Origin of the sequence: Gramella sp. MAR_2010_147 (assembly GCF_900105135.1) — a bacterium.
GTDB lineage: Bacteria > Bacteroidota > Bacteroidia > Flavobacteriales > Flavobacteriaceae > Christiangramia.
Genome location: NZ_LT629741.1, coordinates 1225380 through 1251269 on the forward strand (window position 1 = coordinate 1225380; position 25890 = coordinate 1251269).

24 protein-coding genes and 1 tRNA gene are annotated in these 25890 nt (G+C 37.2%); 15 read left to right on the forward strand and 10 right to left on the reverse strand.

Features of this window, described 5'->3' with window-relative positions:
• Positions 1–65: 65 nt before the first annotated feature.
• Both BLT95_RS05540 and BLT95_RS05545 read right to left on the reverse strand, forming a co-directional pair.
• The gene (locus BLT95_RS05540) at positions 66–908 is read right to left on the reverse strand and encodes a ferritin-like domain-containing protein (RefSeq protein ID WP_089665134.1); all 843 of its coding nucleotides are present in this window, start codon (positions 906–908) and stop codon (positions 66–68) included.
• Positions 909–934: 26 nt separating this feature from the next.
• Positions 935–1753: a ferritin-like domain-containing protein gene (locus tag BLT95_RS05545; RefSeq protein ID WP_089665135.1), complete on the reverse strand. Its 819-nt coding sequence runs from the start codon at positions 1751–1753 to the stop codon at positions 935–937.
• A 226-nt stretch (positions 1754–1979) separates the two neighbouring features.
• Between BLT95_RS05545 and BLT95_RS05550 the strand changes: the two genes are divergently transcribed.
• The 8 genes from BLT95_RS05550 (at position 1980) to BLT95_RS05585 (ending at position 12243) form a co-directional block, all read left to right on the forward strand.
• Complete coding sequence (locus BLT95_RS05550; RefSeq protein ID WP_231896416.1) at positions 1980–3773, forward strand: OstA-like protein; 1794 nt, start codon at positions 1980–1982, stop codon at positions 3771–3773.
• 1 nt (position 3774) lies between these two features.
• Positions 3775–4956 carry an aspartate aminotransferase family protein gene (locus BLT95_RS05555; protein ID WP_089665137.1) on the forward strand — a complete coding sequence of 394 codons (1182 nt, stop codon included), beginning with the start codon at positions 3775–3777 and terminating at the stop codon, positions 4954–4956.
• 107 nt (positions 4957–5063) lie between these two features.
• Positions 5064–6461 (forward strand): tetratricopeptide repeat protein, encoded by a 1398-nt coding sequence (locus BLT95_RS05560; protein WP_089665138.1) that lies wholly within the window; start codon positions 5064–5066, stop codon positions 6459–6461.
• A 39-nt stretch (positions 6462–6500) separates the two neighbouring features.
• Positions 6501–7439, forward strand: coding sequence for a DUF368 domain-containing protein (locus BLT95_RS05565; RefSeq protein ID WP_089665139.1), 939 nt, complete (start codon positions 6501–6503; stop codon positions 7437–7439).
• Positions 7426–8442, forward strand: a complete 1017-nt coding sequence (locus BLT95_RS05570) for a DUF368 domain-containing protein (protein WP_089665140.1) — start codon at positions 7426–7428, stop codon at positions 8440–8442. The genes BLT95_RS05565 and BLT95_RS05570 overlap by 14 nt, the downstream gene beginning before the upstream one ends.
• Positions 8439–9170 (forward strand): shikimate dehydrogenase, encoded by a 732-nt coding sequence (locus BLT95_RS05575; RefSeq protein WP_089665141.1) that lies wholly within the window; start codon positions 8439–8441, stop codon positions 9168–9170. The genes BLT95_RS05570 and BLT95_RS05575 overlap by 4 nt, the downstream gene beginning before the upstream one ends.
• Before the next feature lie 324 nt (positions 9171–9494).
• Positions 9495–11606 (forward strand): DUF349 domain-containing protein, encoded by a 2112-nt coding sequence (locus BLT95_RS05580; protein WP_172822570.1) that lies wholly within the window; start codon positions 9495–9497, stop codon positions 11604–11606.
• Between the two features lie 10 nt (positions 11607–11616).
• The gene (locus tag BLT95_RS05585; protein ID WP_089665142.1) at positions 11617–12243 is read left to right on the forward strand and encodes a class I SAM-dependent methyltransferase; all 627 of its coding nucleotides are present in this window, start codon (positions 11617–11619) and stop codon (positions 12241–12243) included.
• Here the strand turns inward: BLT95_RS05585 and mazG are convergent, their stop codons facing one another.
• The 4 genes from mazG to BLT95_RS05605 form a co-directional block, all read right to left on the reverse strand.
• Complete coding sequence (gene mazG, locus BLT95_RS05590; protein ID WP_089665143.1) at positions 12244–13017, reverse strand: nucleoside triphosphate pyrophosphohydrolase; 774 nt, start codon at positions 13015–13017, stop codon at positions 12244–12246. It abuts the gene before it with no gap.
• Between the two features lie 94 nt (positions 13018–13111).
• A tRNA-His gene (locus BLT95_RS05595) sits at positions 13112–13187 on the reverse strand.
• A gap of 60 nt (positions 13188–13247) precedes the next feature.
• Entirely contained in the window at positions 13248–13964 is a 717-nt protein-coding gene (gene bshB1 / locus BLT95_RS05600; protein ID WP_089665144.1) for a bacillithiol biosynthesis deacetylase BshB1, read from the reverse strand.
• A gap of 18 nt (positions 13965–13982) precedes the next feature.
• Positions 13983–15131, reverse strand: coding sequence for a PLP-dependent aspartate aminotransferase family protein (locus BLT95_RS05605; protein WP_089665145.1), 1149 nt, complete (start codon positions 15129–15131; stop codon positions 13983–13985).
• A gap of 178 nt (positions 15132–15309) precedes the next feature.
• On the opposite strand from BLT95_RS05605, the gene BLT95_RS05610 reads away from it, so the two are divergent.
• The 4 genes from BLT95_RS05610 to BLT95_RS05625 all read left to right on the forward strand — a co-directional run bounded on the left by BLT95_RS05610 (position 15310) and on the right by BLT95_RS05625 (position 19167).
• Positions 15310–16356 carry an NAD(P)-dependent alcohol dehydrogenase gene (locus tag BLT95_RS05610; RefSeq protein ID WP_089665146.1) on the forward strand — a complete coding sequence of 349 codons (1047 nt, stop codon included), beginning with the start codon at positions 15310–15312 and terminating at the stop codon, positions 16354–16356.
• Between the two features lies 1 nt (position 16357).
• The gene (locus BLT95_RS05615) at positions 16358–16735 is read left to right on the forward strand and encodes a PH domain-containing protein (RefSeq protein WP_089665147.1); all 378 of its coding nucleotides are present in this window, start codon (positions 16358–16360) and stop codon (positions 16733–16735) included.
• Positions 16736–16937: 202 nt separating this feature from the next.
• On the forward strand, positions 16938–18173 hold the full coding sequence (hutI, locus tag BLT95_RS05620; RefSeq protein ID WP_089665148.1) for an imidazolonepropionase: 1236 nt from the start codon (positions 16938–16940) through the stop codon (positions 18171–18173).
• 1 nt (position 18174) lies between these two features.
• Positions 18175–19167, forward strand: a complete 993-nt coding sequence (locus tag BLT95_RS05625; RefSeq protein ID WP_089665149.1) for a formimidoylglutamase — start codon at positions 18175–18177, stop codon at positions 19165–19167.
• Positions 19168–19170: 3 nt separating this feature from the next.
• On the opposite strand, the gene BLT95_RS05630 is transcribed toward BLT95_RS05625, so the two are convergent.
• Entirely contained in the window at positions 19171–19539 is a 369-nt protein-coding gene (locus BLT95_RS05630) for a DUF1622 domain-containing protein (protein WP_089665150.1), read from the reverse strand.
• A gap of 3 nt (positions 19540–19542) precedes the next feature.
• Positions 19543–21168: an alpha,alpha-trehalase TreF gene (gene treF / locus BLT95_RS05635; RefSeq protein ID WP_089665151.1), complete on the reverse strand. Its 1626-nt coding sequence runs from the start codon at positions 21166–21168 to the stop codon at positions 19543–19545.
• Positions 21169–21268: 100 nt separating this feature from the next.
• Here treF and BLT95_RS05640 point away from each other — a divergent pair, with 100 nt between their 5' ends.
• Positions 21269–21727 (forward strand): GNAT family N-acetyltransferase, encoded by a 459-nt coding sequence (locus BLT95_RS05640; RefSeq protein ID WP_089665152.1) that lies wholly within the window; start codon positions 21269–21271, stop codon positions 21725–21727.
• A gap of 62 nt (positions 21728–21789) precedes the next feature.
• Positions 21790–22596 carry an MBL fold metallo-hydrolase gene (locus BLT95_RS05645; protein WP_089666856.1) on the forward strand — a complete coding sequence of 269 codons (807 nt, stop codon included), beginning with the start codon at positions 21790–21792 and terminating at the stop codon, positions 22594–22596.
• 279 nt (positions 22597–22875) lie between these two features.
• On the opposite strand, the gene BLT95_RS05650 is transcribed toward BLT95_RS05645, so the two are convergent.
• Both BLT95_RS05650 and sucC read right to left on the reverse strand, forming a co-directional pair.
• Entirely contained in the window at positions 22876–23100 is a 225-nt protein-coding gene (locus BLT95_RS05650; RefSeq protein ID WP_089665153.1) for a hypothetical protein, read from the reverse strand.
• A gap of 180 nt (positions 23101–23280) precedes the next feature.
• Positions 23281–24474 (reverse strand): ADP-forming succinate--CoA ligase subunit beta, encoded by a 1194-nt coding sequence (gene sucC, locus BLT95_RS05655; RefSeq protein WP_089665154.1) that lies wholly within the window; start codon positions 24472–24474, stop codon positions 23281–23283.
• Between the two features lie 225 nt (positions 24475–24699).
• Between sucC and BLT95_RS05660 the strand changes: the two genes are divergently transcribed.
• The gene (locus tag BLT95_RS05660) at positions 24700–25875 is read left to right on the forward strand and encodes an MFS transporter (RefSeq protein ID WP_089665155.1); all 1176 of its coding nucleotides are present in this window, start codon (positions 24700–24702) and stop codon (positions 25873–25875) included.
• The last annotated feature ends 15 nt before the right edge of the window (positions 25876–25890 follow it).

The window sequence follows — 25890 nt, forward strand, 5'->3', positions numbered from 1 at the left end:
TTATCTATACAAAAAAAGGCTGCCAAATGGCAGCCTTTTTTTGTAATTCATTATAGAATTAAATCTTATCCTTCATCTGATACGATAAAGAAACCACCAATGGCTAAAACTTCATCCATTGTTAATGGCTCATCAAATGCTTCCTGTATAGCTTGATCACCACCAAAGTCCTCAAACATTCCAGAAAGATCTACACCTCCCTGTACAAGGTTTGATTCTGGTGTTTCACCTCCATAAATTGGATCAAAAGCTCCTGGCAAGCCTTGGCTAGACGCATCACCGGATGTTACCCATCCTTTTTGTCCTCTCATTCTTCTTACTTTAGAAGCATGTCTTGCTTCCACAGAATGGATTTGCAACGCATAATCCAACAAAGTATTATTATTTGCTAGAGCACCAGCCTGTCCTTTATATGCACGAACTCCGGTATCTTCAAATCCTTGCGATAACGCCAGAAAAGTTTGATAATTCTCAAAAGTATCTAAATTTAGACCTCCAGGACCGCCTGTAAAATCGAACGTTGGTTTCTCTACAGCATCATCTCCAAGAGCGGCTAATAAGAAAGCAACATGATCATCTTCATGCTTGGAAATCAATCCGAAAACATCTCTGTCTTCAGCAGGAATCAAACCATCAGTATCCAAACCTATGTTATAAAATTCTTTTTCAAGATATTCCAAAGTCAAGGCAAAATTTAATACATCAGTTGGTGATGCCTGCATAGTAGTTGTAAATGCAGCATTAGCAGCTTTAGTAGATTTACTCATACCAGCTAAACCGAAAGGAATAGAAGCCATTGCAGCTCCCTTACCAAAGGATTTAAACTGTTTAAAAACGTCTCTACGCGATGCCTTCTCGTCAAAGGAAGCACCGTTAGACATTTTATCTAATATTTTTATAAAACTCATATTATATGTTTTTTAATGTTAGTTAATTACTCAGTAGGCAATTGGTTCGCAGTAAACTCAGTGGTAATAAATCCACCGGCGGCTGCAAGTACATCTGCTGGAGGAGTTGCTTTGTCAAAAGCAGGTCCAACACCTTCAATCGATACTAAGACTTCATCTCTAGCAAATGCCGTTGGTGTACCCAAAGCAAGATCTGCAAAAGCAGAAGCATGTCTTGCTTCTACAGAAACTATTTTCCCGGCTAGTAATAAATACGTACCGCCCAATTCTGCATCTACATCAATTAACTTTCCTGCACCATTATATGCGGAAACACCTGTATCTTCAAGTAATAAAGCTGTGTCTAATACAGACTGTCTGTCATCAAAATTCACTGAGCTAAAATCAAATTCTAAATCTGGTAATATCCCATCTGGAGCTGCCGCAGTAATCGCTGTTCTAAAAAACTCTCTGTGAATTACCTCGTGATACCAGGTATCTTCAAGAATTTGTTTTTCATCAGAATCATCGGCTAGACCCATATAATAAGCACCTGCAGTCATTCTGGTATAAAATTCAGCTTCTAGTTGTTCTAGAGCATACGCATAATTTAGAATTCCTAAATTTCCAGGACCTAAATCAAATGCTTCTGGTTCCTGTGGTTCTTCCGGCTCTTCTGGCTCCATAGGATTTCCTCCTTGATCACCACCTGGATCAAACATATCATCTTCGCTACATCCGTACAGTAAAAAGCTGGAACCGGCAATACCGAGTCCGCTTAGTTTAATGAACTTCCTACGCGAGTTATTCTTCGAACTTTTGGAAGATGCGTCAACCACATCAACCTTCACTAAGGGTTTTTTCATAATTAAAATTTTAGTTTTCTACCGAAACTTACGAACGAAAACAGGATTTGGTTTGGAAGGAAGAGTTAAGTTTATCTTAAATACCTCAAATTTTAGAAAGCTTTAGGAATCCATCATGTTTTTTAGCCTTTTATTAAGTTAATTTTTCCTTCCAAAGTTTATTATTTCGATTCAACCTAAAATAAATTCATCTTTAGGATTTTACTTACTTTTGAAAAAAAACAACTTGTCTAAATTATTTTCTCTTACTGCGATATTCCTACTCTATACCCTGATTTCCTTTTCTCAGAAGAATCAGGAAATAAATTATGATTCAGATCGAACACTAAAGAACGAACAACGATACCCTGGAGCTCTTATTTTAAGCAAAGTAGATAACCAGGTTTATTTTGACCACGACGGAATTGAAGTTTGGTGCGATAATGCTGTCTTCTACAAAGAAGCGAATTTCTTTAAAGCCTATGGAAATATTCGTATGCAACAGGGTGATAGTGTAAGCATGACCAGCAATTATGCTGAATATAATGGAAATACCGAATTTGCATTTGCCAGTGGCAAGGTTAAAATGAAAAGACCGCAAACAACGCTTGAAACCGATAGTCTTTTCTTCGACAGAGTGAAACAACAGGCATATTATAGAAGTGGTGGAAAAGTCACAGATACAGCCAGTGTGCTTACGAGTATTATTGGAAGGTATTTCATGGAAGAAGATAAATACAGTTTTGTGAACGAGGTTGTGGTCACGAACCCGGAATATAAGATCAACTCTGAGCAACTGGATTTTTATTCTGAAAACGGTCACGCCTATCTCTATGGCCCATCTACCATAGAAAGTGAAACCAGCACCGTTTATTGTGAAAGAGGTTTTTATGATACAAGGGCAGATAACGGGTATTTCGTAAAAAATTCTCAGATCAATTATGACAATAGAATCCTAAAAGGAGATAGTCTTTACTTTAATAGAAAGAATAGTTTTGCTTCAGCTACAAATAATATTAGAGTGATTGACACCATAAATGATAGCAGGGTTAGTGGTCACTATGCTGAAGTTTACCGGGATAAAGATTCGGTTTTTATAACTAAAAAAGCACTTGCTGCAAGTCTACAGGAACGTGATACCTTATTTATACATAGCGATACGATCATGATCACGGGGAAACCTGAAAAAAGGGTAATCAGAGGTTTTTACGACGCCAGAATTTTTAAAGAAGATCCTACCGGAGAAAATACGATGAGTGGGAGAAGTGATTCTATTTACTCAGATCAGCAATCAGGTTTAACAAAGCTAATTAATCTAAGCAGTAGAGGAAATGGAAAACCAGTCTTATGGTCTGCCGAAAATCAAATGACTGGAGATAGTATTCATCTTCAAAGCAATCCCAGAACAGAACAACTGGATTCATTGCTGGTTTTCGACAATGCTTTTCTTATTCAGAAAGATAGCATAGAAGGTTATAACCAATTAAAAGGGAAAATACTTACAGGTTATTTCCAGGAAAATGAGCTCTATGAAGTAGTAATAGATAAAAATACGGAGACCTTAAATTATATGCGCAATAGCGAGAATGAATTAATAGGAATAAATAAAACCCTGGCAAGTTCTATCAAAATTCTTTTCGTAGACCAGCAAATAGAGGATATTTACTATTATAATCAGGTAGACGGAAATCTAACTCCGGAAGCCGATTTCCCTCCAAATGCCAGGAAGTTACAAGGCTTTAACTGGCGCGGTGAAGAACGAATACTTTCAAAAGAAGGTTTATTTGAAGGACAGCCAGAACCAGAATTAACCAGGATTAAAGGAATCCCATTACCTGACGAACCAGATGAATTCTTTGACGAGAGAGAAGAAGATGATCTATTACTGGATAAAAATTCCAGACTTAAACCTGAAGTTTTAAAAAACAGAAAAATGGATACCTTAAAATTCAAATCACAGGGCATTCAGGATTCTCTTAAAATTGAGACCTCTAAAAAAACTGATTCCCTTCAAGTCATTCTGAATAAAAAAGAAAATTAAATTGAAGGAGGATTTCATTAAATATCAGGCGCAAACAACCCCTCACCCACTCGCATTGGAGGTTTCTCATGCTAAAGGAGCTTATATAATCACTACAGATGGAAAAAGACATCTCGATTTTGTCGCCGGTGTTTCTGCCTGTAGTCTTGGCCATTCACATTCTAAAGTAGTTTCTGCCATTAAGACACAGGCTGAAAAGTACCTGCATGTAATGGTCTACGGAGAATATGCCCAAAAACCTGCCATAGACCTGGCTAAACTGCTCGCAAAACATTTACCAGATTCACTTAATAAAACTTATCTGGTTAATTCTGGAACCGAAGCTATTGAAGGTGCCATGAAGCTAGCCAGAAGAGCAACAGGAAGAACTGAAATTATCGCTGCCAAAAATGCTTATCATGGAAATACCATGGGCTCGCTAAGTCTTATGGATCTTGAAGAACGGGTGAAACCCTTTAGACCTCTTTTAGGTGATATTTCATTTATTAAATTTAATAAAATAGCAGATTTAAACAATATCACTTCTAAAACTGCAGCAGTTATTTTGGAAACTATTCAGGGTGGTGCGGGTTTTATAATGCCGGAAGACAATTATCTTGAGAAGGTTAAAAATCGTTGCGAAGAGGTAGGAGCCCTATTAATCTTAGATGAAATCCAGCCTGGATTTGGACGTACTGGTAAACTTTTCGGTTTTGAGAATTTTAATGTAGTGCCTGACATTGTTGCACTTGGAAAAGGAATGGGTGGCGGCCTTCCCATTGGAGCATTTTCAGCTTCCAGTGAGTTGATGGATCTTCTAAGCGATAATCCAAAACTGGGACACATTACTACCTTTGGCGGAAATCCATTAATAGCGGCGGCGGCATTGGCCACTTTGAAAGAAATCACTGAATCTGATCTTATGGCAGAGAGCCTAAAGAAAGAAAAATTATTCAGAAAAAACTTACAGCATCCTTTAATCAAAGAAATTAGAGGTAAAGGATTAATGTTGGCACTCATCATGGATTCTGCCGAAATTGCCGATTTACTTATTCTAAGAGCTAAAGAAAAACAACTAATTCTTTTCTGGTTATTGTTTGAAAAGCGTGCAGTACGACTTACTCCACCCTTAACCATTTCTAATGAGGAAATTATGAAAGGATGTGGCATTATTGTTGACATACTTGATGAAATTAAAGTATGAGGTTACCGGGTGTTAATTATTTTGTTAACAACAATGTAACATTTCCCCAAAAACACCTTCAATCATTTTTAACTTTAGTACAGTAGAAATCCCTTAATCACTCTCTTATGCAGCTAAGCCATAACGAAGAAGATAATTTCTCACTTACTCGCTTTGAATCCATGCTTAAAACAAATGATGTTTTGTTCTTCGATTCAAACGAGTTTGAAAATATTATCCATCATTATCTCGAAAATGGTAAGATTTCGCTTGCCAAAAAGGCAGTAAAAATGGGTCTTGCTCAACACCCTACTTCAGTGAATTTAAAGCTGTTTAAAGTAGAAATACTGGTTTTTGAAGATAAGCTGGATCTTGCAGATGGAATTTTAAACGAGCTGAAAGAACTGGAATCTTCCAATGAAGAGATTTATATTCAAAAAGCCCAAATCTGTTCTAAGAGAGATATGCATACTGAAGCCATAAAAATGCTGCAGGCTGCTTTAGAGATCACGCTGGAAGATGCCGAAATATTTTCCCTGATAGGTATGGAATATCTATTTCTCGAGGATTTTGAGAATGCAAAATATAATTTTATGAAATGTCTGGAGGCAGACGAAGATGATTATTCTGCATTATATAATGTAATGTACTGTTTTGATTTTCTTGAACAAAAGACAGAAGCTATAGAATATTTAAACCTCTACCTGAACAAACATCCTTATTGTGAGGTTGCATGGCACCAGGTAGGTAAGCAATACTTTGATCTTAAAGACTACAATAAAGCACTGGCAGCATTTGATTTTGCCATTATAAGTGACGACAGGTTTGTAGGAGCCTACCTTGAAAAAGGGAAGGTACTAGAAAAACTTAAGCGTTATAATGAAGCTATAGAAAACTACAATATCACGTTAGGATTAGACGATCCAACTTCGTTTGCTTATCTAAGAATAGGTAAATGTTTTGAAAAATTAGACTGTGATGATCTCGCTTTAAAAAACTATAAGCAAACCGTTCATGAAGATCCCTTATTAGATAAAGGATGGATTGCGATCACCGATTTCTATATCAAAAAACTTAATTTCCAGAAGGCACTTTATTATATAAATAAAGCAATTAATATTGATGAAGAAAATGTGCTTTACTGGAAACGTTATGCTAAAATCAATAGCAGGCTTAATTTCTATGAAGAAGCAGAGCAGGGTTACAAAAAAAGCCTGGAACTAGGAAACTATGAATTAGAGACCTGGATAAGACGTTGTGATATTCTTATTGGGCTTGGTGAGTACGAAACTGCAATAACAAGCATGTTACAGGCTCTGGAATTCTATAATGGCTCTGCGGAAATTGAGTATCGCCTTTCTGGTTTATTCTTTTCAACGAACAAAGGTGAAAAAGGCTATTTTCACCTTAACAATGCTTTAAAAATAGATTCAGAATACTACATTATTATTGAGGAACTTTTCCCTAATATCTTTGATCGAAAAAGCGTCAAACAAATTATAAATTCCTTCGTTAAGCTCTCTTAGTTATTTTGCTACCTTTGGGCAAATTGATAAAAAAATAAGATGCAGCGAAGTTTTTTGGACTACCTTAAGGTTACTCTAAAAGGAATGGCCATGGGAGCCGCAGATGTAGTACCCGGAGTTTCTGGCGGGACTATCGCATTTATTTCAGGAATATATGAAGAATTGATTTCTACTATTAGTGGAATAAAACCATCCCTGTTATCTACCTGGAAAGAAGACGGTTTTTCAGCAATGTGGAAAGAGATGAATGGGAATTTTATTCTGGCTCTTTTTGCAGGAATTCTAATTAGTCTTGTGAGTTTAATGCGTCTTGCCAATTATTTGCTGGATGCACATCCCGTTCTAATATGGTCTTTTTTCTTTGGGCTTGTACTTGCCAGTATCTGGTTTGTTGCCAAGCAAGTACCCAAATGGAATTTTAAACTAATTACCGCACTTGTTCTGGGTGCCGCAGTCGCTTTTTATATTGTGAGCCTTCCTCCTCTATCTGCCAGTTCAAGTTCTCTTTTTTTATTTTTTGCCGGGGCTATTGCAGTTTGTGCGATGATATTGCCTGGAATCTCCGGTGCTTTTATACTCGTACTCTTAGGGGCATACAAATCTATTACCGAAGCTGCGCACGATTTTGATATTAAAACCTTAGCCATTGTAGGAGTTGGGGCAATATTTGGTTTGCTTACATTTTCCCGAATTTTAAAATGGCTTTTTGTTCATTATAGTAATATTACATTGGCGGTACTAACTGGATTTATTGCCGGTTCGCTCAATAAAATATGGCCGTGGAAAGAAACCTTGGAAACCGCTATTTATGGAGACAAGGAAATTGTTCTGAAAGAAGCTTCTGTCCTGCCCTGGAATTTTAGTGGAGATCCTCAAACCTTATGGGCCATACTTTTAATGCTTGCCGGGTTTTTGCTTATTATTGTTCTAGAACTGGTAGCCAACCAAAATCCAGAATCTGCCGATGCAGCAAACTAGAACGTTTACCGATAAGATCCTTTTAGTTTTGAAGGGTCTTGCCATGGGGGCCGCGAATAAAGTTCCGGGAGTCTCTGGTGGTGTGGTAGCGTTCGTTGCAGGTTTTTATGAAGAGTTTATTTATTCCCTCCAAAAAGTAAATTTAAAAGCATTTAAACTTCTTATCTCAGGGAGATTTAAAAGTCTGTATCAGTATATCAACGGTAAGTTTTTGAGTCTGTTGATTTTGGGTATGCTTATTAGCTATTTCAGTGTTTCAAAAATCCTGGACTATCTAATTGTTCATTATGAATTGTATGTCTGGTCTGGTTTTTTCGGAATGATCATCGGTTCTATTTACTATATAAGCAGGGATTTTGATGAATGGGACAAAAACTCTATTCTTTTTGCAGTTTTAGGAATTTTTGGAGGAATTGCCATTAGCTTTTTGGAACCGGCTAGAGAGAACGATAATCTCTGGTTTGTATTTATATGTGGAATGATTAGCGTTTCAGGAATGACCCTTCCCGGGCTTTCAGGTAGTTTTATCCTCATCCTTCTTGGGAACTACGTACTATTATTAGTTGATTCTGTTAACGCTCTATATGATACTATTGCTGAAATTATTTTATTAGATTTCAGTTTTACAGGAGACGCAGAAAGACTGCGTATGCTTCGGGTTTTAATTGTTTTCGCAGCAGGCTCGCTGGCAGGTCTCGTATCTTTATCACACCTGCTTGGCTATGTTCTAAAGAAAAGAAAGAAAGAAACTTTTGCCGTAATAATTGGATTCATCACTGGTTCTCTTGGCGTGGTATGGCCCTGGAAAGAGAAGATTTATAAAGTGAATGAATTAGGCGAAACGCTTATAGACAGGGAGGGGCATCAAATAATTGATAATTATGACAGGTACTGGCCAGAGCTATATACTCCAGAAACCTGGCTTGCTTTCCTATTTATAATAGTCGGAATTTTTATCGTACTCGGTCTTGCCTGGTATGAAAACAGAAATTTAAAATCATGAGAATCTTTGGTTTAATAGGGAAAGATATAGACTACTCTTTCTCCAGAAAATATTTTTCCGAAAAATTCAAAAAAGAAAGTATAGATGCCGAATACAGGAATTTCGATATTCCGTCTATCAAAAATTTTCCTGAAATATCACAGAACAACATTGCTTCAGGGTTTAATGTCACCATTCCTTATAAAGAAACCATTATCCCCTATCTGGATCATCTTGATGCTCACGCCGAAAAAATTAAAGCGGTAAACACCATTAAATTTGAAAAAGATGGCAGTTTGTGTGGATATAATACAGACTACTGGGGATTTATGCAATCTATAAAACCACACCTGGGAGCACACCATAAAAATGCATTAATTCTAGGAACCGGAGGAGCGTCAAAAGCGATTGCGTATGCACTCGATCTACTGGATATTCAAACTGAATTTGTATCAAGGGATCCAGAAAACAACCAATTTTCTTATTCAGCTTTAACTACGAACGTACTGAATTCTCATACTCTTATTATTAACTGCACCCCGCTGGGTACTTCTCCTAATATTGAAAAATATCCGAATATTCCATTTGAATTTCTTTCAGAAAAACATCTCGTTTTTGACCTTATCTATAATCCGTCGCAGACAAAACTAATGCAACTCGCCGCTGAAAAAGGAGCGAAAACAATCAACGGACTTGCTATGCTCGAGCAACAGGCAGAAAAATCCTGGCAAATATGGAATTCGCGATAAGTGCAATAATTACCTTATTTCATTCTCATAAATAAAACCAATCCCTTGTCCATTTTTAGGGGAGTTGTTATCTTTCAGAATTAATAGACTATGAGGAACCTTAACATTGAAAGATATGTCACAGCAAGAAAATGATAACAGCAAGAAAAACCTTTCCCCGAAGATCTAGAAAAGAATAAGAGCGGCAAAACGCGTGAAGCAGATCCTTCACAGGAAAGTAATGAGGAAGCGCGTGATAAACCCGGGGACAACCTAAAAACAGAAGAGTCTGAAGAGATTTCTTCAGATAAAACTGCAGCGGAATCTACAGATCATGAAGATGCAATGCTGCAGGAGTCGGCTACAGGTAAGGCAACTTCAAATAAAATTTCCAAAGAGAAGAAAAACCCGGATGAAGACCCTTATACCCATATGGAAGAGACCGAGGATGTTGAAAATCCGTTTTTCAAAGAACCGGAATTTAAGGGTGAGAAATCTGAAAAGAAAGAGAAACCTAAAGAGAAACTTTCGGAGTCTACAGATCATGAAGATGCAATGATTTCAGAATCTGAATCCAGAGCAAAGAAATCTGAAGAAAACGATGATGATGAGGGCGATAGCGACCTGGGAGACGCCGTTGTAGAAGAAAACAAGAAGTCTTCTGGCAATCATGAAGAAGATATGGATAGCGCCGTAGCAGAAGATAGTGAAGATGAGAGTGCTAACGAACGTCACGATATTGCCAAAAAAGATTATCATTCTATGAATAAAGAAGCACTGGCCGACGAGCTGGAGAGACTTCTAAAGAATGAGAAAATACAGGCGATCAAAGAACATGTTGCTGAAATTCGCGCAGAATTCAATGCGAAGTTCGATGAGGAAATGGAAGAGAAAAAAGAAGATTTTCTTGCTGATGGTGGGAACATCATAGACTTCCACTACTCCACTCCATTAAAAAAACGTTTCAATTCTTTGTATTTTGACTATAAAGAGCAACGTAATAATTATTATAAGCGCCTGAAGAAAGACCTGAATGAGAACCTTCATAAACGCCTGGAACTAATTGAGGAATTAAAGGGACTATTGGGCGTAGAAGAAAACATCAATACCACGTATAACCATTTCAAGGAAATTCAGGATAAATGGCGTACAGCTGGGCCTATTCCAAGAGATCGTTACAATAACGTATGGAATACCTATCACCATCACGTAGAGAATTTCTATGATTTCCTTCATCTGAACAGGGAATTCAGGGATATGGATTTCAAACATAACCTTGAGCAAAAATTAAAGGTGATAGATCGGGCTGAAGAACTTCTTCAGGAAAATGATGTGAACCGGGCTTTTCGGGAATTACAGATGCTCCATAAAATGTGGAAAGAAGAGCTTGGGCCGGTTGCAAAAGAATATCGAGAAGACATATGGGAAAGGTTTAGTACAGCTACTAAGAATATTCATGATAAAAGACAGGAATATTTCAATAATCTGGACGAACATTATGAGAAAAACTGGGAGCGTAAGCAGGAGATCATTGAAAAGATTAAAGCAATAGCAGATAATGACTTTGATAATCATAACAAGTGGCAGCAAAAGATAAAGGAGATCGAAGCTTTACGTGAAGAGTTTTTTAATGCCGGTAAAGTGCCCAGAACTAAAAATCAGGATACCTGGACGGCTTTTAAGGAAAATGTACGCCGTTTTAATCGCAATAAGAATGCTTTTTATAAGAACCTGAAAAAAGCGCAGTATGACAACCTTGAGAAGAAAAAAGAACTTATCAAGATAGCTGAAGACAATAAGGATAGTGACGATTTTAAAACTGTTACTCCTTTAATGAAGAAAATTCAGGCAGACTGGAAAAAGATTGGTCATGTTCCAAGAAAGGATAGTGACAAAGTATGGAAGCAATTCAAAAAAGCCTGTAACGACTATTTTGACAGGTTACACGCTCAAAGAAACGAAGACAACAAAGAAGAAGTTGAAGCTTTTGAAAAGAAAAAAGCGATTCTTGACAAAGTGAAGGCGATAGAACTTTCAGGAACCAAAAAAGAGGATCTTGCAAAGATCAAAGAGCAAATAAACGCCTGGAAAGAAATTGGAAAGGTTCCTTATAACAAACGTTTTATCGAAGGTAAATTCAATAAGGCTTTAGATCAATTATTCAATAAAATGGATATTGACAATACTAAAGCTGAAATGATGAAATATGAGAATAAGGTTCAGGCACTGGATGATGCAGACGATGACAAGAGAATTAGGAATGAACACTATTTCTTAACCAAGAAGATCCAGGAAACCAAAGCTGAAATTAGACAGCTGGAAAATAATCTTCAGTTTTTCTCGAATGTTGATGATGATAATCCTTTAGTAAAGGAGGTTCATAAAAATATAGCGAACCATAAGGCTGATCTTGAAGTATGGAAGGAAAAACTTGAAAAAATCAAGTCGCTTTATTAAATAAAAAAATATGCCTTGCAGTTTATGCAATTGTGCCACCCAGTATTTCGAAGTTATTAAAGACCGGGAATATGTGCAATGTATAGATTGTAAGGCAGTTTTGCTTTCTCCAGAAAATCATCTTTCTCCACAAGCAGAAAAATCCAGGTATATTCTTCACAACAACGATGTAAATGATCCCGGATATATACATTTTGTGAAACCTGTAATTGAACAGATAAAATCAGATTTTAGTCCAAGTTCAAATGGACTTGACTTTGGCTGCGGCACCGGACCTGTGATTACTTCTGAATTAAAAAAATCTGGTTTTCAAATTAAACTTTACGATCCCTATTTTCAGCCCAATAAAAAAGTGCTGGATACTACGTTTGATTTTATTATTTGTTGTGAAGTGATAGAACACTTTCAAAATCCCTATAAAGAATTTGAACTATTATACTCTATACTAAAACCAGGGGGTAAATTATATTGTAAGACCGGGATTTGGAGTGATACTATAGATTTTCAGAACTGGCACTATAAAGATGATAAAACTCATGTGATTTTCTACAGCATCGAGAGCTTAGAGTGGATCAGAAAAAATCTGAATTTCAGTTCTCTAGAGATTCAGGATAAATTTTTCATTTTTACTGCCTGATCATTGCTTTTTAGCCTCGTTCCAGAAAACATCCATTTCAGCCAGCGTCATATCTTTCAAAGCTTTATTATTTTCTCTAGCCTTCCCTTCAAGGTACTGAAATCGTTTAATAAACTTTTTATTAGTACGCTCTAAGGCGTTTTCCGGGTTTACATTAAGAAAACGGGCATAATTGATCATAGAAAAGAGAACATCGCCAAATTCAGCCTCAATTTCATCCTGATTGTCCTCCTGTACTTCATGTTGCAGTTCCTCCAGCTCTTCCTTTAGTTTATCAAAAACCTGTTGTGGTTCTTCCCAGTCAAAACCCACTCCCGCGACTTTATCCTGAATTCGATTCGCCTTTACAATGGATGGCAATGATTTTGGAACGCCTTCCAACACGCTTTTTTTACCTTCTTTAAGTTTAAGGTTTTCCCAGTTGCGTTTTACATCCTCTTCATTAGCGACCTCAACATCGCCATAAATGTGCGGATGCCTGTCTATTAACTTATCACAAATGGAATTCGCGACATCGGCAATATCAAAATCATTGGTTTCACTTCCTATTTTCGAGTAAAAGACAAGATGTAAAAGCACGTCACCCAGCTCTTTTTTGATTTCCTGCATGTCCTTATCAAGGATCGCATCGCCCAGCTCATAGGTCTCTTCAATGGTAAGATGTCTTAAGGACTCCATGGTTTGTTTTCTATCCCAGGGGCACTGCTCCCTCAGTTCATCCATGATGGTCAATAACCTATCAAATGCTTTTAGCTGGTCTTCTCTGGAATTCATGCGGAAATGATTTTGGTAAAAATAGGATTTCAATGATGGAAATTTGAAAATTTTCCACAAAAAAAGCTTCCCATTTCTGAGAAGCTTTGCTTAAGGGTGGAAGACCGGTTTCGAACCGGCGACCTCCGGAACCACAATCCGGCGCTCTAACCAGCTGAGCTACAACCACCATTTGATTAGCGGATGCAAATGTAAGTTATTTCAACTATTTCGCAAAGATTTTTTTTCAATTAAATAAGATCGAATATAGAATCTACCGCAACATTTCGTTCCACATTAAAACCTTCAGCATGTTCTGTATTAATAAGTCTCCCCATATCCTGCGCCCGGTAAGTAATGCTATCCAGAAAGTTACTGCTTGAAATTGGTGTTTGTGGCTCCTTGCTATTCTCATCAAAAAACTGCGAACGATACGCTAAAACAGATTCCAGTTTTTTATCTAAATATCCCGAAATATCCACCACAAAATCAGGCTGAAGATTTTTCCATTGTATATAATGGTATACATGCTTTGGCCTCCACGCCGCCTGTTTGTTCCCATTCATGATCGTTTCAATTTTAGGCAAACCACTTAGAAAACAAGCCTCACTAACTAATTTTGCTCCTTTTCCATGATCTATATGCCGGTCTTCAACAGCATTGCAAAGAACAATTTCAGGTTTGTATTTTCTAATAATTTTGATGATCTCCAGTTTATGAGCGGTATTATTTTCAAAGAAAGCATCACTAAATTCCAAATTGTGACGCATTTTTACGCCTAAAATTTCTGCTGCTGCTTTAGCCTCTTCATCTCTTATTTCTGCGGAACCCCTTGTACCCAGTTCTCCCCTGGTCAGATCCAGTATACCTACTTTTTTTCCACGATCTACTTCCTTAGCTATCGTTCCTGAGCAGCTTAGTTCCACATCATCTGGATGTGCTCCCACTGCCAGTATATCTAATATCATATATCTATTTTCTAATTCTTACTTTGTTTTATTTATTGCCTGAGTAAGATCTTCTATCAGATCTTCAGCCTCTTCAATCCCTACTGAAAATCTCAATAAATTATCTTTTATGCCTTGTTTTTTTCTTCCTTCTTCACTTAACAATCCATGTGAGGTTTTAGATGGAAGTAAAATTGTACTCTCTACACCCGCAAGACTCATCGATGGTTTTATTAGCTGAAGCGCTTTCATAAACTGGGAAGCGTTAAGCTTTTCATCTAATTCAAAAGACAGCATTCCGCCAAATCCTTTCATTTGCTTTTTTGCTAATTCATGATCTGGATGATCTTTTAATCCCGGATAATAAACATTGGAAACATCAGCATGAGAATTTAAAAATTCAGCAAGTTTCATGGCATTTTCATTTTGAGCTTTCACTCTAATCCCCATGGTTTTAATACTTCGTTCTAATAACCAGACCGTATAATCGCTCAAACTGCCACCAAAATTCTTGGCCATCTGGAAAATTCGCTCAATGTTTTCTTCGGAAGAAATAACGGTACCCGCGAGAATATCACTATGCCCCCCCATATATTTTGTAGCCGAGTGTATCACTACATCAATTCCAAAATCTATCGGATTTTGATTTACCGGTGAGGCAAAGGTATTATCTATCATACTTACCAGTCCGTGCTCTTTTGCCAGTTTCGCAACTGCCTCCATATCTGTGATGCGCAGCAACGGATTCGAAGGTGTTTCTATATAGATCACCTTTGTATTTTCCTTTATTTCAGCTTTTAAGGAATCTGCTTTAGCATCTTTTGCAAAGCTATATTCAATTCCAAATTTATCAAATTCTTCAGTTGCCAGATTACTGGTGCCACCATAAAGCGAATCCTGAAACACCACATGATCACCAGCCTTTAAAAAAGCCATTAAGGATGTACTCACTGCTGCCATTCCGCTTCCAAATATTAAAGAAGCTTCACCATGCTCTAAAGCTGTCATTTTTCTAGCCAGGGCTACCTGGTTGGGGGTATTGAAATATCTTGGATATCGTTTTGTTTCAACCTCTTCAAAAGCATAAGAAGTAGACATATATAATGGGGACACTGCCCCCTTAAATTCCTTGTCTTCCAGTTCTCCTATATGCGTGCAAATTGTGTTGATTCCTTTGGTCTTGCTCATAAACTCTTTTTAAGAAAATTGAGCCCTAATGTACTAAGAATTCTTATAAATCCAGTTTTACCAGCAATTCTGAATGGGAGAATGAAAACAGAAGTTAATTAAAGTTAAACCTTACCCCCTAACTCTGGTGTTCACTTGATTTTTCGGTACCTTTCAGTTTAAATAAAAAATTGAACAAATGAAGAATGTAAATGCATATGCGGCGAAATCAAATGATGCCAGTTTGGAGCCGTTTGATATTGAGAGAAGAGAGATTTTAGCCGATGATGTAAAGATCGAAATTGACTATTGCGGAGTTTGCCATAGTGATATTCACCAGGTAAGAAATGATTGGGGAAACAGCAATTATCCAGTGGTTCCCGGACATGAAATTATTGGCCGAGTGACCGAGGTTGGAAAAGACGTGAAAAACTACAAAAAAGGAGATCTTGTTGGAGTTGGCTGTATGGTAGATTCCTGCCAGGAATGCCAATCCTGTAAGGATGATTTGGAGCAATATTGTGAGAATGGGATGACCGCAACCTATAATAGTAAGGATAAACACCTTGGAGGCCACACATTTGGAGGTTATTCTGAATTGATCGTGGTAAAAGAAAAATTTGTACTTAAAGTTCCTGAAAACCTGGATACGAAAGCCGTTGCTCCTTTACTTTGTGCAGGGATCACAACCTGGTCTCCATTGCGACAATGGAATGTAAAAAAGGGGGACAAGGTTGGAGTAGTTGGCCTTGGAGGTCTTGGCCACATGGGTGTTAAATTTGCCAATGCACTTGGAGCTCATGTAGTAATGATCACCACTTCACCTGGAAAAGCTGACGATGCCAAGAGATTGGGTGCAGACGAAGTTCTTATTTCCAAGAATGAGGATGAGATGAAAAAACACCAGGGAACTTTTGACTTTATCCTGAATACCGTTCCCGTAGGTCACGACACTAATCCTTATGTTGGGTTACTGAAACGAGATGCAACGATGACTTTAGTAGGAGCTATTGATGAGGTAGATATTCACGGTGGAGGATTGATCATGGGTAGAAAAAGACTTGCTGGTTCTTTGATTGGAGGAATTAAAGAAACCCAGGAAATGCTGGATTTCTGTGGAGAGCATGATATTGTGTCTGATATTGAAATAATCGATATTCAGAATATCAACGATGCTTTTGACAGGGTTGTAAAATCTGATGTAAAGTATAGATTTGTGATCGACATGAAATCTATAAAGAACTAATATGAGTATTCTTTCTTCATTATTAGGAAATGCCGGAGCAATCGAAAAAGATACACTTCAGGAGAAATATGGAAAATTATTAATTCCTTCTGAAGAGATCCAGGCAGGATTCAAGATTATCAGGGATACCTTTATTTTTACGAATAAACGGCTTATTCTGGTAGATGTCCAGGGAATTACGGGTAGTAAAATTGAGTATTTTTCGATTCTATATAAAAGCATTACCAGATTTAGTGTTGAAACCGCCGGAAGTTTTGATCTGGATGCCGAATTGAAGATTTGGATATCTGGAGAGCAAACTCCATCAATTTCTAAGCGTTTTAATAAGAAAGTAGATATTTATGAAGTTCAGAAATTATTAGCAGAATTCACACTCTAGCTACTAATATTAGGTCATCCTGAACTTATTTCAGGATCTCAATGAATTTTTAATCAGACTTTGAAATTTACGAAGCCACTTATCTCGAAATAAAAGATAAGTGGCTTTTCATTTAAAGATATATTAAGAACACATTTATTCTAAGATGAGTTTATATCTTTGTTTTTTTTAGCATTTGTTGAACGATCAATCCAGAAAATATATGAGCTTATTACTAACCAATATCAAAGAATTACTACAGGTTAGAGAACAAAATATTCTTAAAGTTTCAGGAAGCGAAATGAAAGAACTTCCTACGATAAAGAATGCATGGTTGCTAATAAAAAATGACAAAATCGTTGATTTTGGGACTATGGAAAGTATACCTAAAATAAATGCCGATGAAACAATAGATGCAACCGGAAAGATCGTATTGCCTACCTGGTGTGATTCTCACACGCATATTGTATATGCTGGTAATCGCGAGCAGGAATTCGCAGATCGTATTAATGGATTGAGCTATGAAGAAATTGCAAATCGGGGCGGTGGAATTTTAAATAGCGCAAAAACACTTCAGGAAACTCCCGAAGATGAAGTTTACGAACAGTCGGCGAAAAGACTTGAAGAAGTCATGAAACTTGGAACCGGGGCTGTAGAGATAAAATCTGGCTACGGACTTACCGAAGAAGCTGAACTTAAAATACTTAGAGTTATCAGGAAACTTAAAGAAAATTATAATCTGCCGGTAAAGTCTACTTTTTTGGGAGCACATGCTATACCAAAGAATTATAAGCATGATCCCGATGCTTATATGGATCTGGTGATTGATAAAATACTCCCTAAAGTTGCGAAAGAAGGTCTGGCAGAATACATCGATATCTTTTGTGAGAAAGGTTATTTCAGCATAAAAGACACTCAAAGATTGCTTTCTGCAGCGAAAGAATACGGCTTAAAACCTAAAATTCATGTCAATCAGTTTAATTCCATTGGAGGTGTAAAAACCGGGGTTGAGTATGAAGCACTAAGTGTAGATCATTTAGAGATAATGACAGACGAGGATATAGAAGTTTTAAAGGGAACCAAAACGATGCCTGTAGCACTTCCCTCCTGCTCTCTGTTTCTAAGTATCCCCTATACACCCGCCAGAAAGATTTTGGATGCTGAACTACCACTGGCACTAGCCACCGATTTTAATCCTGGAAGTACTCCAAGCGGGAACATGAACCTGGTAGTTTCACTTGCCTGCATCAAAATGAAAATGACCCCGGAAGAAGCTATCAATGCAGCCACTATCAATGGAGCCTATGCAATGGAATTAAGCGAAACGCACGGGAGTATTACCAAAGGAAAAATGGCAAATTTCATCATCACTAAAGAGATCCCATCTTATACTTTTTTACCTTATGCTTTTGGAACAAATTCTATAGAATCTGTTTATATCAACGGAAAAAAGATCTGATATGCAAGGTTTTCAATTTTATAGCAAAAAAGATATAAAGCATTTAGTTAATAAGCGCAATGGAGAGCGGAAGTTTGGAGAAAACCTTCAGTTTGTTAGTAGCCTGGATGAGCTGGAATATTTGGCAGCAAAATATGTCATATTTGGCATTCCGGAAGATGTTGGTGTAAGAGCTAATTTCGGGAAACCCGGAACTTCAAATGCATGGAAAACCGCATTGAAGTCTTTAGTTAATATCCAGATTAACAGATTTAATGATCCCGACAACTTAATTCTATTAGGGCATTTAGATTGCAGGCACTGGATGGATAAAGCTTCCAGTATTGATGAAGAAGATCCTAATTATCACGCAAAACTCGGCGATATTGTTAAAGAGATCGATCTTAAAGTAGCAACACTTATTGAGAAAATAATTTCAGGAAACAAAATCCCTATCATTATTGGTGGCGGGCATAACAATGCTTACGGGAACATTAAAGGTGCAGCCAAAGCTTTAAATACCCCTATAAATGTGATCAATATCGATGCGCATACAGATCTTAGACAACTTGAACACCGGCATAGCGGAAATGGATTTAGTTATGCTATCGAAGGACAGTTTTTGCGAAAATATACCGTCTTTGGATTACACAAAAACTATACTCCTGAATATATTTTTGAAGAAATGGATGCTTCAGAGAATTTTCTGTATCATCTGGCTGAAGATATTTTAGAGCACCCGGAAGAAGCGATTAAAAAACTTGAGAAAAGTATAGAGATCGCAGGTCAGTCAAAATTCGGACTGGAACTGGACTGTGATTCGATTTCAGATTTTCCAAGTAGCGCTAAATCACCTGCAGGGTTTACAGTTAACGATATAAGGAGCTTTATAAAAGTTGCTTCTGAAAATAAAAACTGCAGTTATTTCCATATCTGCGAAGCCGCGCCTAAAGACGAAAATGAAGCACAGGTTGGAAAAGCCATCGCCTATTTTATTTCAGATTTTATCAGGTAATTTCTAAGCATTTTTATCAAGCTTGTTTTCTGAAGCCTGGCGCTGCCATGGAAATTTCCCTTCTATTTCCAGCTCTATAGACATGCTCAAAAATGTCCTTATCAATACAATAACTCCCAGTGTTAGCACTTTATCCATGGTTGGCTCTGTCACTACTGTTGCAATAATATCTGCAGCTACAAGAATTTCCAGGCCTAAAAGAATGCCTTTTCCCAATTCCTGACGCAGTAATTTATACGAACGCTGTTTTCCTTTTTGCGTAGATAAAAGGAATTTACCCAGCGCTAAGATAGTTCCCACTAAAATAGTAAGCACGCCGCCAACTTCAATAATCCGGGCCGTGTACTCAATATATAATTTTATATTTTCCATATTCTATTCTTCCGAAGACAATTTTTGATATACCCCATTGGTCCATCCAAAGCCATCCTGAGTGGGGTACTCTCCTCCTCCACTTTCTTTGGTAAGATCTTCTACATTATATTTTTCCAGCATCTTATATGTTCTACCATAAACATCCTTATTTAGTTTCAGCCACCGTGAACTTATTTTTTCAGCTAGTTTATTCTTATTATAATTTTGAAGCCCCTTGATAGTAAGCCACTGTAAAGGAGCCCAGCCATTGGGAGCATCCCATTGCTGTCCCGTATTATAAGGTGTGGTTACCACTCCGCCAGATTTTAGGAAAACCTCTTCAATTTTCTCTGAAACTAAATTGGACTGTTGCTCACTTGCGATCTCAAAGAAAAGGGGATAGACACCTGCCAGAGATAAACGCTCGGTTTGCTCGGCCTTTTTAAAGTTATAGTCCATAAAATATCCTTTTTCATTATTCCAATGATATTTTAAAATCGCATTTTTTCTGCTTTGAGCTTTCTGATTAAACTTTTCTGATTTCTCAGAATCTCCGATAATTTCGGCCGCTTTTGCAATAGTATTTTCCAGATTGTACATTAAAGAATTAAGGTCTACAGGTACAATATGAGTCGTATGAATACTTGAAAGGTCAAATTCACCTGCTTCATTCTTATTTAACCATCTACTGGAAAAATCCCAGCCAGATTCTGCTCCGGCTCTAAGATTTCTATATACTTCTTCTTTGGTAAGTTCAGGATTATCTGCTATTGCACTTTCTGCGGTTGCTACATCTTCCCGGTAACTCTCCGGTCTCGGCGTAGCATTATCATCCCAATACCTGTTTAAAATTTCACCATCCGGCATTTTGACCACTCGTCTATGCTTTTTTTCCTGATTGAGCTGTGAAGCTCCATCCATCCAGAAATTATATTCCCTCTCCAATTCAGGCAAATATTTGGCGTAAACCGGTTTTCCTTTAGATGCTGCAAGTACCTGCACCATCATAGCAAAAAAGGGCGGCTGTGATCTTCCTAAATAGTAAGTCCTGTTTCCATTTGGAATAAAGCCGTATTCGTTAATCAGGTAAGCAAAATTATCTACCATATTCTGAATAGTTTCTATTTCTTCATCTTCCTGTAATCCAAGCATCGTAAAATAACTATCCCAATAATAAATTTCCCGGAACCTGCCTCCCGGAACAATATATGGATTTGGCAAGGGAAGTAAAGTTCCGGAAATTCTTTCATCTGCCGGACGCTTAAGCACCTGCCAAAGGTTTTTTATATGAGAATTAATGGAAGAAGAATCGGTTTCAAATTCAAAATCGTTTCCGGGAACACTAAAATGCTGTTCAACAAAATCTGTGATACCTTCTGTGGTGGTATCATTTAGCATATTATAGCGTTGCCTTATCAGGCCCACATTATATTCCGGAACCACATCCACAAAAGTTTTGCTGTCTTCAAAAATCTCTTTTGTTTGTACATCATAGAATAGCTCTCCATATAATTCTCCCGGCGGAAGTATTTCGACTTCATCTTCAATTGTTTCCAATTCCTGTTCGGGATCTGGACCAATTTTACAGGAAAAAAATAAAGAGAATATTAATAGATAATTCAGAAAGAAAGGAATACGATGTTTCATAATTTCAATTTGATATGATAAATATAAGAGAATATAGGATTTCTATTGTGTGGTTAATTCTGGAAAGTATTTAATAATTTTGAGCTCAAAATAAAATGAAATGCAAATAGTTTCCTGGGAACCGAAATATTCCGAAGAGTTTAAACATATGAATATTCACTGGCTAAAAGAATTTTTCTGGATAGAACCACATGATGAGAACGTTCTTGGGAATCCTGAAAAATATATCATCGAACCGGGAGGAAAGATTTTTTTCGTTAAGCAAAGAGAAGAAATCATCGGCTGTGTGGCCTTGATGAAAATCAAGAACGATATTTTTGAACTCACAAAAATGGCAGTAAAGCCGGAACATCGTGGAAAAAAAATAGGTCATGAATTAATGAAACACACCATATTATTTGCTCAACAAAAAGAATGGAAAAAACTGATCATTTATAGCAACAGAAAGCTTGAAAATGCTATTCATTTATATAAAAAATATGGCTTTGAAGAAATTCCAATTGAAGATAACAATCCATATTCCCGGGGTGATATTAAAATGCAGCTAAACCTTTCATAAATCTTTATTAATTGACCGCTAACTCCATAATGCCTTTTTTACATTTAGGTAAAATTTTCGATATGAGAAGTATAGCTACCCTAATGATCTTGAGCATCCTGTTTATTGGGTGCAAGAATGAGAAAAAAACTAATGAAAATCAGGCTGAGAATAAAGTAGCTGAGAAAACAATAGCGAAGAATGAACAGTCTGATTCACTTAAGATTGAAATAACTCCAATTTCACATGCCACGGCTGTATTTAAATGGGACAATACCGTATTTTATACAGACCCTGTTGGAGGTGCTGATGCATTCAAAGGAAAAGCGACTCCAGATTTTGTTTTAATTACAGATATTCATGGAGATCACATGAACGCTGAAACTCTAGATGCACTTGAACTTGAAAATGCTAAAATATTTGTCCCTAAAGCCGTACAGGAAAAGTTGCCTGAGGATCTACAAGGGAATCTTGTTGTCCTAAATAACGGAGAAACAAATGAATATATGGGCTTTAAAATTAAGGCTATCCCAATGTATAACCTGCCACAAAGTAAAGATGCCATGCATGTCAAAGGACGTGGTAATGGTTATATTTTAGAAAAAAATGGAGAGAAATTATATATTTCAGGAGATACCGAAGATATTCCGGAAATGAGAAACCTTAAGGATATTGATGTAGCTTTAGTATCGATGAACTTACCTTATACTATGCCTGTCGATAAGGCAGCTGATGGAGTTCTAGCTTTCAAGCCAAAAAAAGTGATTCCTTATCATTATCGCGGAAAAGATGGACTCGCCGATGTAGAAAAATTTAAAGAACTTGTAAATAAAGGAAATCAAAATATTAAGGTTGAATTGATGGATTGGTATCCGGGCAGAAAAAAGTGATCTAATTAAAGCCGCCTTTCTTTAATTCTTACATGGGAAAACTTGTAAATTTTTATTTTGGCTAATTCAAATTTAACAGTATTTCAAAGTAAATGTTTTTTCAGAAAAGACGGCTTTGCATATTATTTCATAAAAACCTACTTAAAGATATATACTAAATAAGTATTTAACAAAAAAAATAAACATAATTCACTGATTGTCATATAATTTTATGTTTATTTTAATTCGCAACTAACTTCTTCATGAATACCAGAGGTGCTGCTACATCAGATTATGTGACTAAGCATGGCAGCAAATTGCCGATTTGACTGAGCAGTTTATAATAGTCTCTTTTTTATCAAATTGTATGTGATTTACTTTGTATTTAAAGAACTGGTCAACATTTTCAACTTTTGTATCTGTAGAAAGCGCTGCATAATCCATAGCCTGTATAGGGCTTGTATTAGTTTTAATAACAATTGCAGAAAATATGATAGCTAAAAGAGAAAAATAGATCCTTTTCATAATTGTTCTTTAGTTGTTCTATTTAAAAGACGACGTAAAAAATAAATCGTTACACCAAACTTACGTATTTAACATTTTGATTTTCAGACATCTATTTTTAGGTGAATGAATAGAATGTTGATTTTAGGCATAAAAAAAGCCCGGCATTACTGCCGGGCTTTCTAATATCTAAATAAAATACTAGGAAAGTACTTCCTGTACTTTATCTGCAGCTTCCTGGAATTGTACTGCACTGTACACTTTAAGTCCGCTGTTATCGATTAAATCTTTTGCAATGTCTGCATTTGTACCTTGCAAACGAACAATGATTGGCACATTCATCGCGTCTCCCATATTCTTAGAAGCATCTACAATCCCTTGTGCAACACGGTCGCAACGAACAATACCTCCAAAGATATTTACAAGAATAGCTTCAACTTTATCATCTTTAAGAATAAGTCTAAATGCTTCTTCTACTCTTTTAGCATCTGCAGTACCACCAACATCAAGGAAGTTTGCAGGTTCCCCTCCGGCTTGTTTAATAAGATCCATTGTTGCCATTGCAAGTCCGGCACCATTTACCATACATCCAACATTCCCATCAAGATCAACATAGTTAAGACCTACTTCTCTAGCTTCAACTTCTGTTGGGTTTTCTTCACGAACATCACGCATCTCTGCATAATCCTTATGACGGAAAAGTGCATTATCATCTAAAGTCACTTTTGCATCAACCGCCATGATTAGATCATCACTGGTTTTTAATACCGGGTTGATCTCAAATAGAGAAGAATCAGATTTTTCAAAAGCTTCATAAAGCGACATTACGAATTTCGTCATTTCTTTAAATCCTTTTCCGCTAAGTCCAAGATTAAAAGCAATACGGCGAGCCTGGAATCCTAATAATCCAGTTGATGGGTCTATTTCTTCAGTGAATATAAGGTCTGGAGTTTCTTCTGCAACCGTTTCAATGTCCATTCCACCTTCCGTGGAATACATGATCATGTTACGACCTGTAGCCCGGTTAAGTAGCACTGACATATAATATTCTTCCGGCTCATTTTCTCCAGGATAATAAACATCTTCAGCAACCAGCACCTGATGAACTTTCTTTCCTTCAGCAGAAGTTTGAGGAGTCACAAGATTCATTCCTATGATATCCCCTGCTATTTCTTCCACCTCTTTAAGGTTCTTTGCAAGCTTAACGCCGCCACCTTTACCACGACCACCCGCGTGTACCTGTGCTTTGATCACATGCCACCCGGTGCCCGTTTTTTCAGTTAGCTCTTTAGCAGCATCTACTGCTTCTTTGGCGTTTCTTGCAACGGTTCCACGTTGAATGCGAACTCCGAAGCTGCTTAAAATTTCTTTTCCTTGATATTCGTGTATATTCATAATCAGCTTTTTCTTCTGTATTAATTATGGAAGGCAAAAGTAACAAATACATACTATTGTACCAATCTTTTTTGAGCTTCTTAACGCTTCATTAATGCGGGATGTTCCATATCTTCAATGGTTTTACAATCTAATAGATGTTAACGAAAAGGTTATCGTAGAAAATTCTTTTATTTCTGGCTATAGACTACAATCTCTATTACCTTAGTTCATTAATTTTTAAATATGAACAAGGCATTGCTAGCATTGGCTATTGGTGGATTTGGAATAGGAATGACCGAATTCGTAATCATGGGTATTTTACCTGAAGTTGCCGAAGCTCTTAACATCACCATCCCACAGGCCGGTCATTTCATTTCAGCCTATGCCCTTGGTGTGGTCGTTGGTGCTCCCTTACTCACCGTTTTTGGCAATAAATGGCCTCCACATAAGGTATTGCTAGGTCTTATGATCTGGTTCACTATTTTCAATACTTTATCTGCTTTTTCGAACTCATATACCCTTTTGTTAATATCGAGATTTTTATCAGGATTACCACATGGTGCATTTTTTGGAATTGGAGCGGTTGTCGCAGGCAAACTTGCAAAACCGGGCAAAGATGCCCAGGCTATTGCCATGATGTTCACGGGGCTTACAGTTGCCAACGTTATTGGTGTACCACTGGGAACCTGGTTGGGACAAAATTTTGAATGGGGAGTTGCCTTTCTTGCTGTTGGCGTTGTTGGTGTCATGGCGATTCTCAGTGTGAAATTCTGGATGCCAGATCTACCAAATAATGAATCTAACGGATTTAAAAAAGATTTAAAAGCTCTTAAAAAACCTGAACTATGGATGGTGATTCTATTAACAACCATTGGCACTGGAGGTTTTTTTGCCTGGTACAGCTATATAGCGCCATTAATTACAGATGTGGCAGGCCATAATGAAAATATAGTTAGTTATGCCATGATTCTTGCCGGTCTGGGTATGGTTGCCGGGAATTTTATAGGAGCGAAACTCGCTGAAATGTTTAGCCCTATATATGCCGTCATCATTGCCCTGGCACTAATGGTCGTTGCACTAATTTCAAATACCTTTCTTGCCTTTGACCAAATTGGTGTTTTGGTTATGACCTTTATTCTACCGGTAATTGCATTTTGTATCGCAACCCCCATTCAAATGGCGGTTATCAATTCTGCTAAAGGATCTGAAATGTTAGGCTCTTCCCTAAACCAGAGTGCCTTTAATATGGGAAATGCCAGTGGGGCATATCTCGCCGGTCTTCCTATTGCTTACGGTTACGGAATTGTTTCTGCACAATATGTTGGGGCTGCCATGGCTGGAATGGGAATCTTTATAGGTTTAGGTGTGGTTATGATAAGAAAACAACAGGCAGCGCAACTCGAAATGAGGAATTCTTAAAGTTATTACTTCCAG

Bases quoted from the DNA above. Each gene is read 5' to 3' on its own strand.
- BLT95_RS05540 (WP_089665134.1), bottom strand. From the start codon at position 908: ATGAGTTTTATAAAAATATTAGATAAAATGTCTAACGGTGCTTCCTTT.
- BLT95_RS05545 (WP_089665135.1), bottom strand. From the start codon at position 1,753: ATGAAAAAACCCTTAGTGAAGGTTGATGTGGTTGACGCATCTTCCAAA.
- BLT95_RS05560 (WP_089665138.1), top strand. From the start codon at position 5,064: ATGCAGCTAAGCCATAACGAAGAAGATAATTTCTCACTTACTCGCTTT.
- BLT95_RS05565 (WP_089665139.1), top strand. From the start codon at position 6,501: ATGCAGCGAAGTTTTTTGGACTACCTTAAGGTTACTCTAAAAGGAATG.
- BLT95_RS05570 (WP_089665140.1), top strand. From the start codon at position 7,426: ATGCAGCAAACTAGAACGTTTACCGATAAGATCCTTTTAGTTTTGAAG.
- BLT95_RS05575 (WP_089665141.1), top strand. From the start codon at position 8,439: ATGAGAATCTTTGGTTTAATAGGGAAAGATATAGACTACTCTTTCTCC.
- BLT95_RS05580 (WP_172822570.1), top strand. From the start codon at position 9,495: ATGCTGCAGGAGTCGGCTACAGGTAAGGCAACTTCAAATAAAATTTCC.
- BLT95_RS05585 (WP_089665142.1), top strand. From the start codon at position 11,617: ATGCCTTGCAGTTTATGCAATTGTGCCACCCAGTATTTCGAAGTTATT.
- mazG (WP_089665143.1), bottom strand. From the start codon at position 13,017: ATGAATTCCAGAGAAGACCAGCTAAAAGCATTTGATAGGTTATTGACC.
- bshB1 (WP_089665144.1), bottom strand. From the start codon at position 13,964: ATGATATTAGATATACTGGCAGTGGGAGCACATCCAGATGATGTGGAA.
- BLT95_RS05605 (WP_089665145.1), bottom strand. From the start codon at position 15,131: ATGAGCAAGACCAAAGGAATCAACACAATTTGCACGCATATAGGAGAA.
- BLT95_RS05610 (WP_089665146.1), top strand. From the start codon at position 15,310: ATGAAGAATGTAAATGCATATGCGGCGAAATCAAATGATGCCAGTTTG.
- BLT95_RS05615 (WP_089665147.1), top strand. From the start codon at position 16,358: ATGAGTATTCTTTCTTCATTATTAGGAAATGCCGGAGCAATCGAAAAA.
- hutI (WP_089665148.1), top strand. From the start codon at position 16,938: ATGAGCTTATTACTAACCAATATCAAAGAATTACTACAGGTTAGAGAA.
- BLT95_RS05625 (WP_089665149.1), top strand. From the start codon at position 18,175: ATGCAAGGTTTTCAATTTTATAGCAAAAAAGATATAAAGCATTTAGTT.
- BLT95_RS05630 (WP_089665150.1), bottom strand. From the start codon at position 19,539: ATGGAAAATATAAAATTATATATTGAGTACACGGCCCGGATTATTGAA.
- treF (WP_089665151.1), bottom strand. From the start codon at position 21,168: ATGAAACATCGTATTCCTTTCTTTCTGAATTATCTATTAATATTCTCT.
- BLT95_RS05640 (WP_089665152.1), top strand. From the start codon at position 21,269: ATGCAAATAGTTTCCTGGGAACCGAAATATTCCGAAGAGTTTAAACAT.
- BLT95_RS05645 (WP_089666856.1), top strand. From the start codon at position 21,790: ATGAGAAGTATAGCTACCCTAATGATCTTGAGCATCCTGTTTATTGGG.
- BLT95_RS05650 (WP_089665153.1), bottom strand. From the start codon at position 23,100: ATGAAAAGGATCTATTTTTCTCTTTTAGCTATCATATTTTCTGCAATT.
- sucC (WP_089665154.1), bottom strand. From the start codon at position 24,474: ATGAATATACACGAATATCAAGGAAAAGAAATTTTAAGCAGCTTCGGA.
- BLT95_RS05660 (WP_089665155.1), top strand. From the start codon at position 24,700: ATGAACAAGGCATTGCTAGCATTGGCTATTGGTGGATTTGGAATAGGA.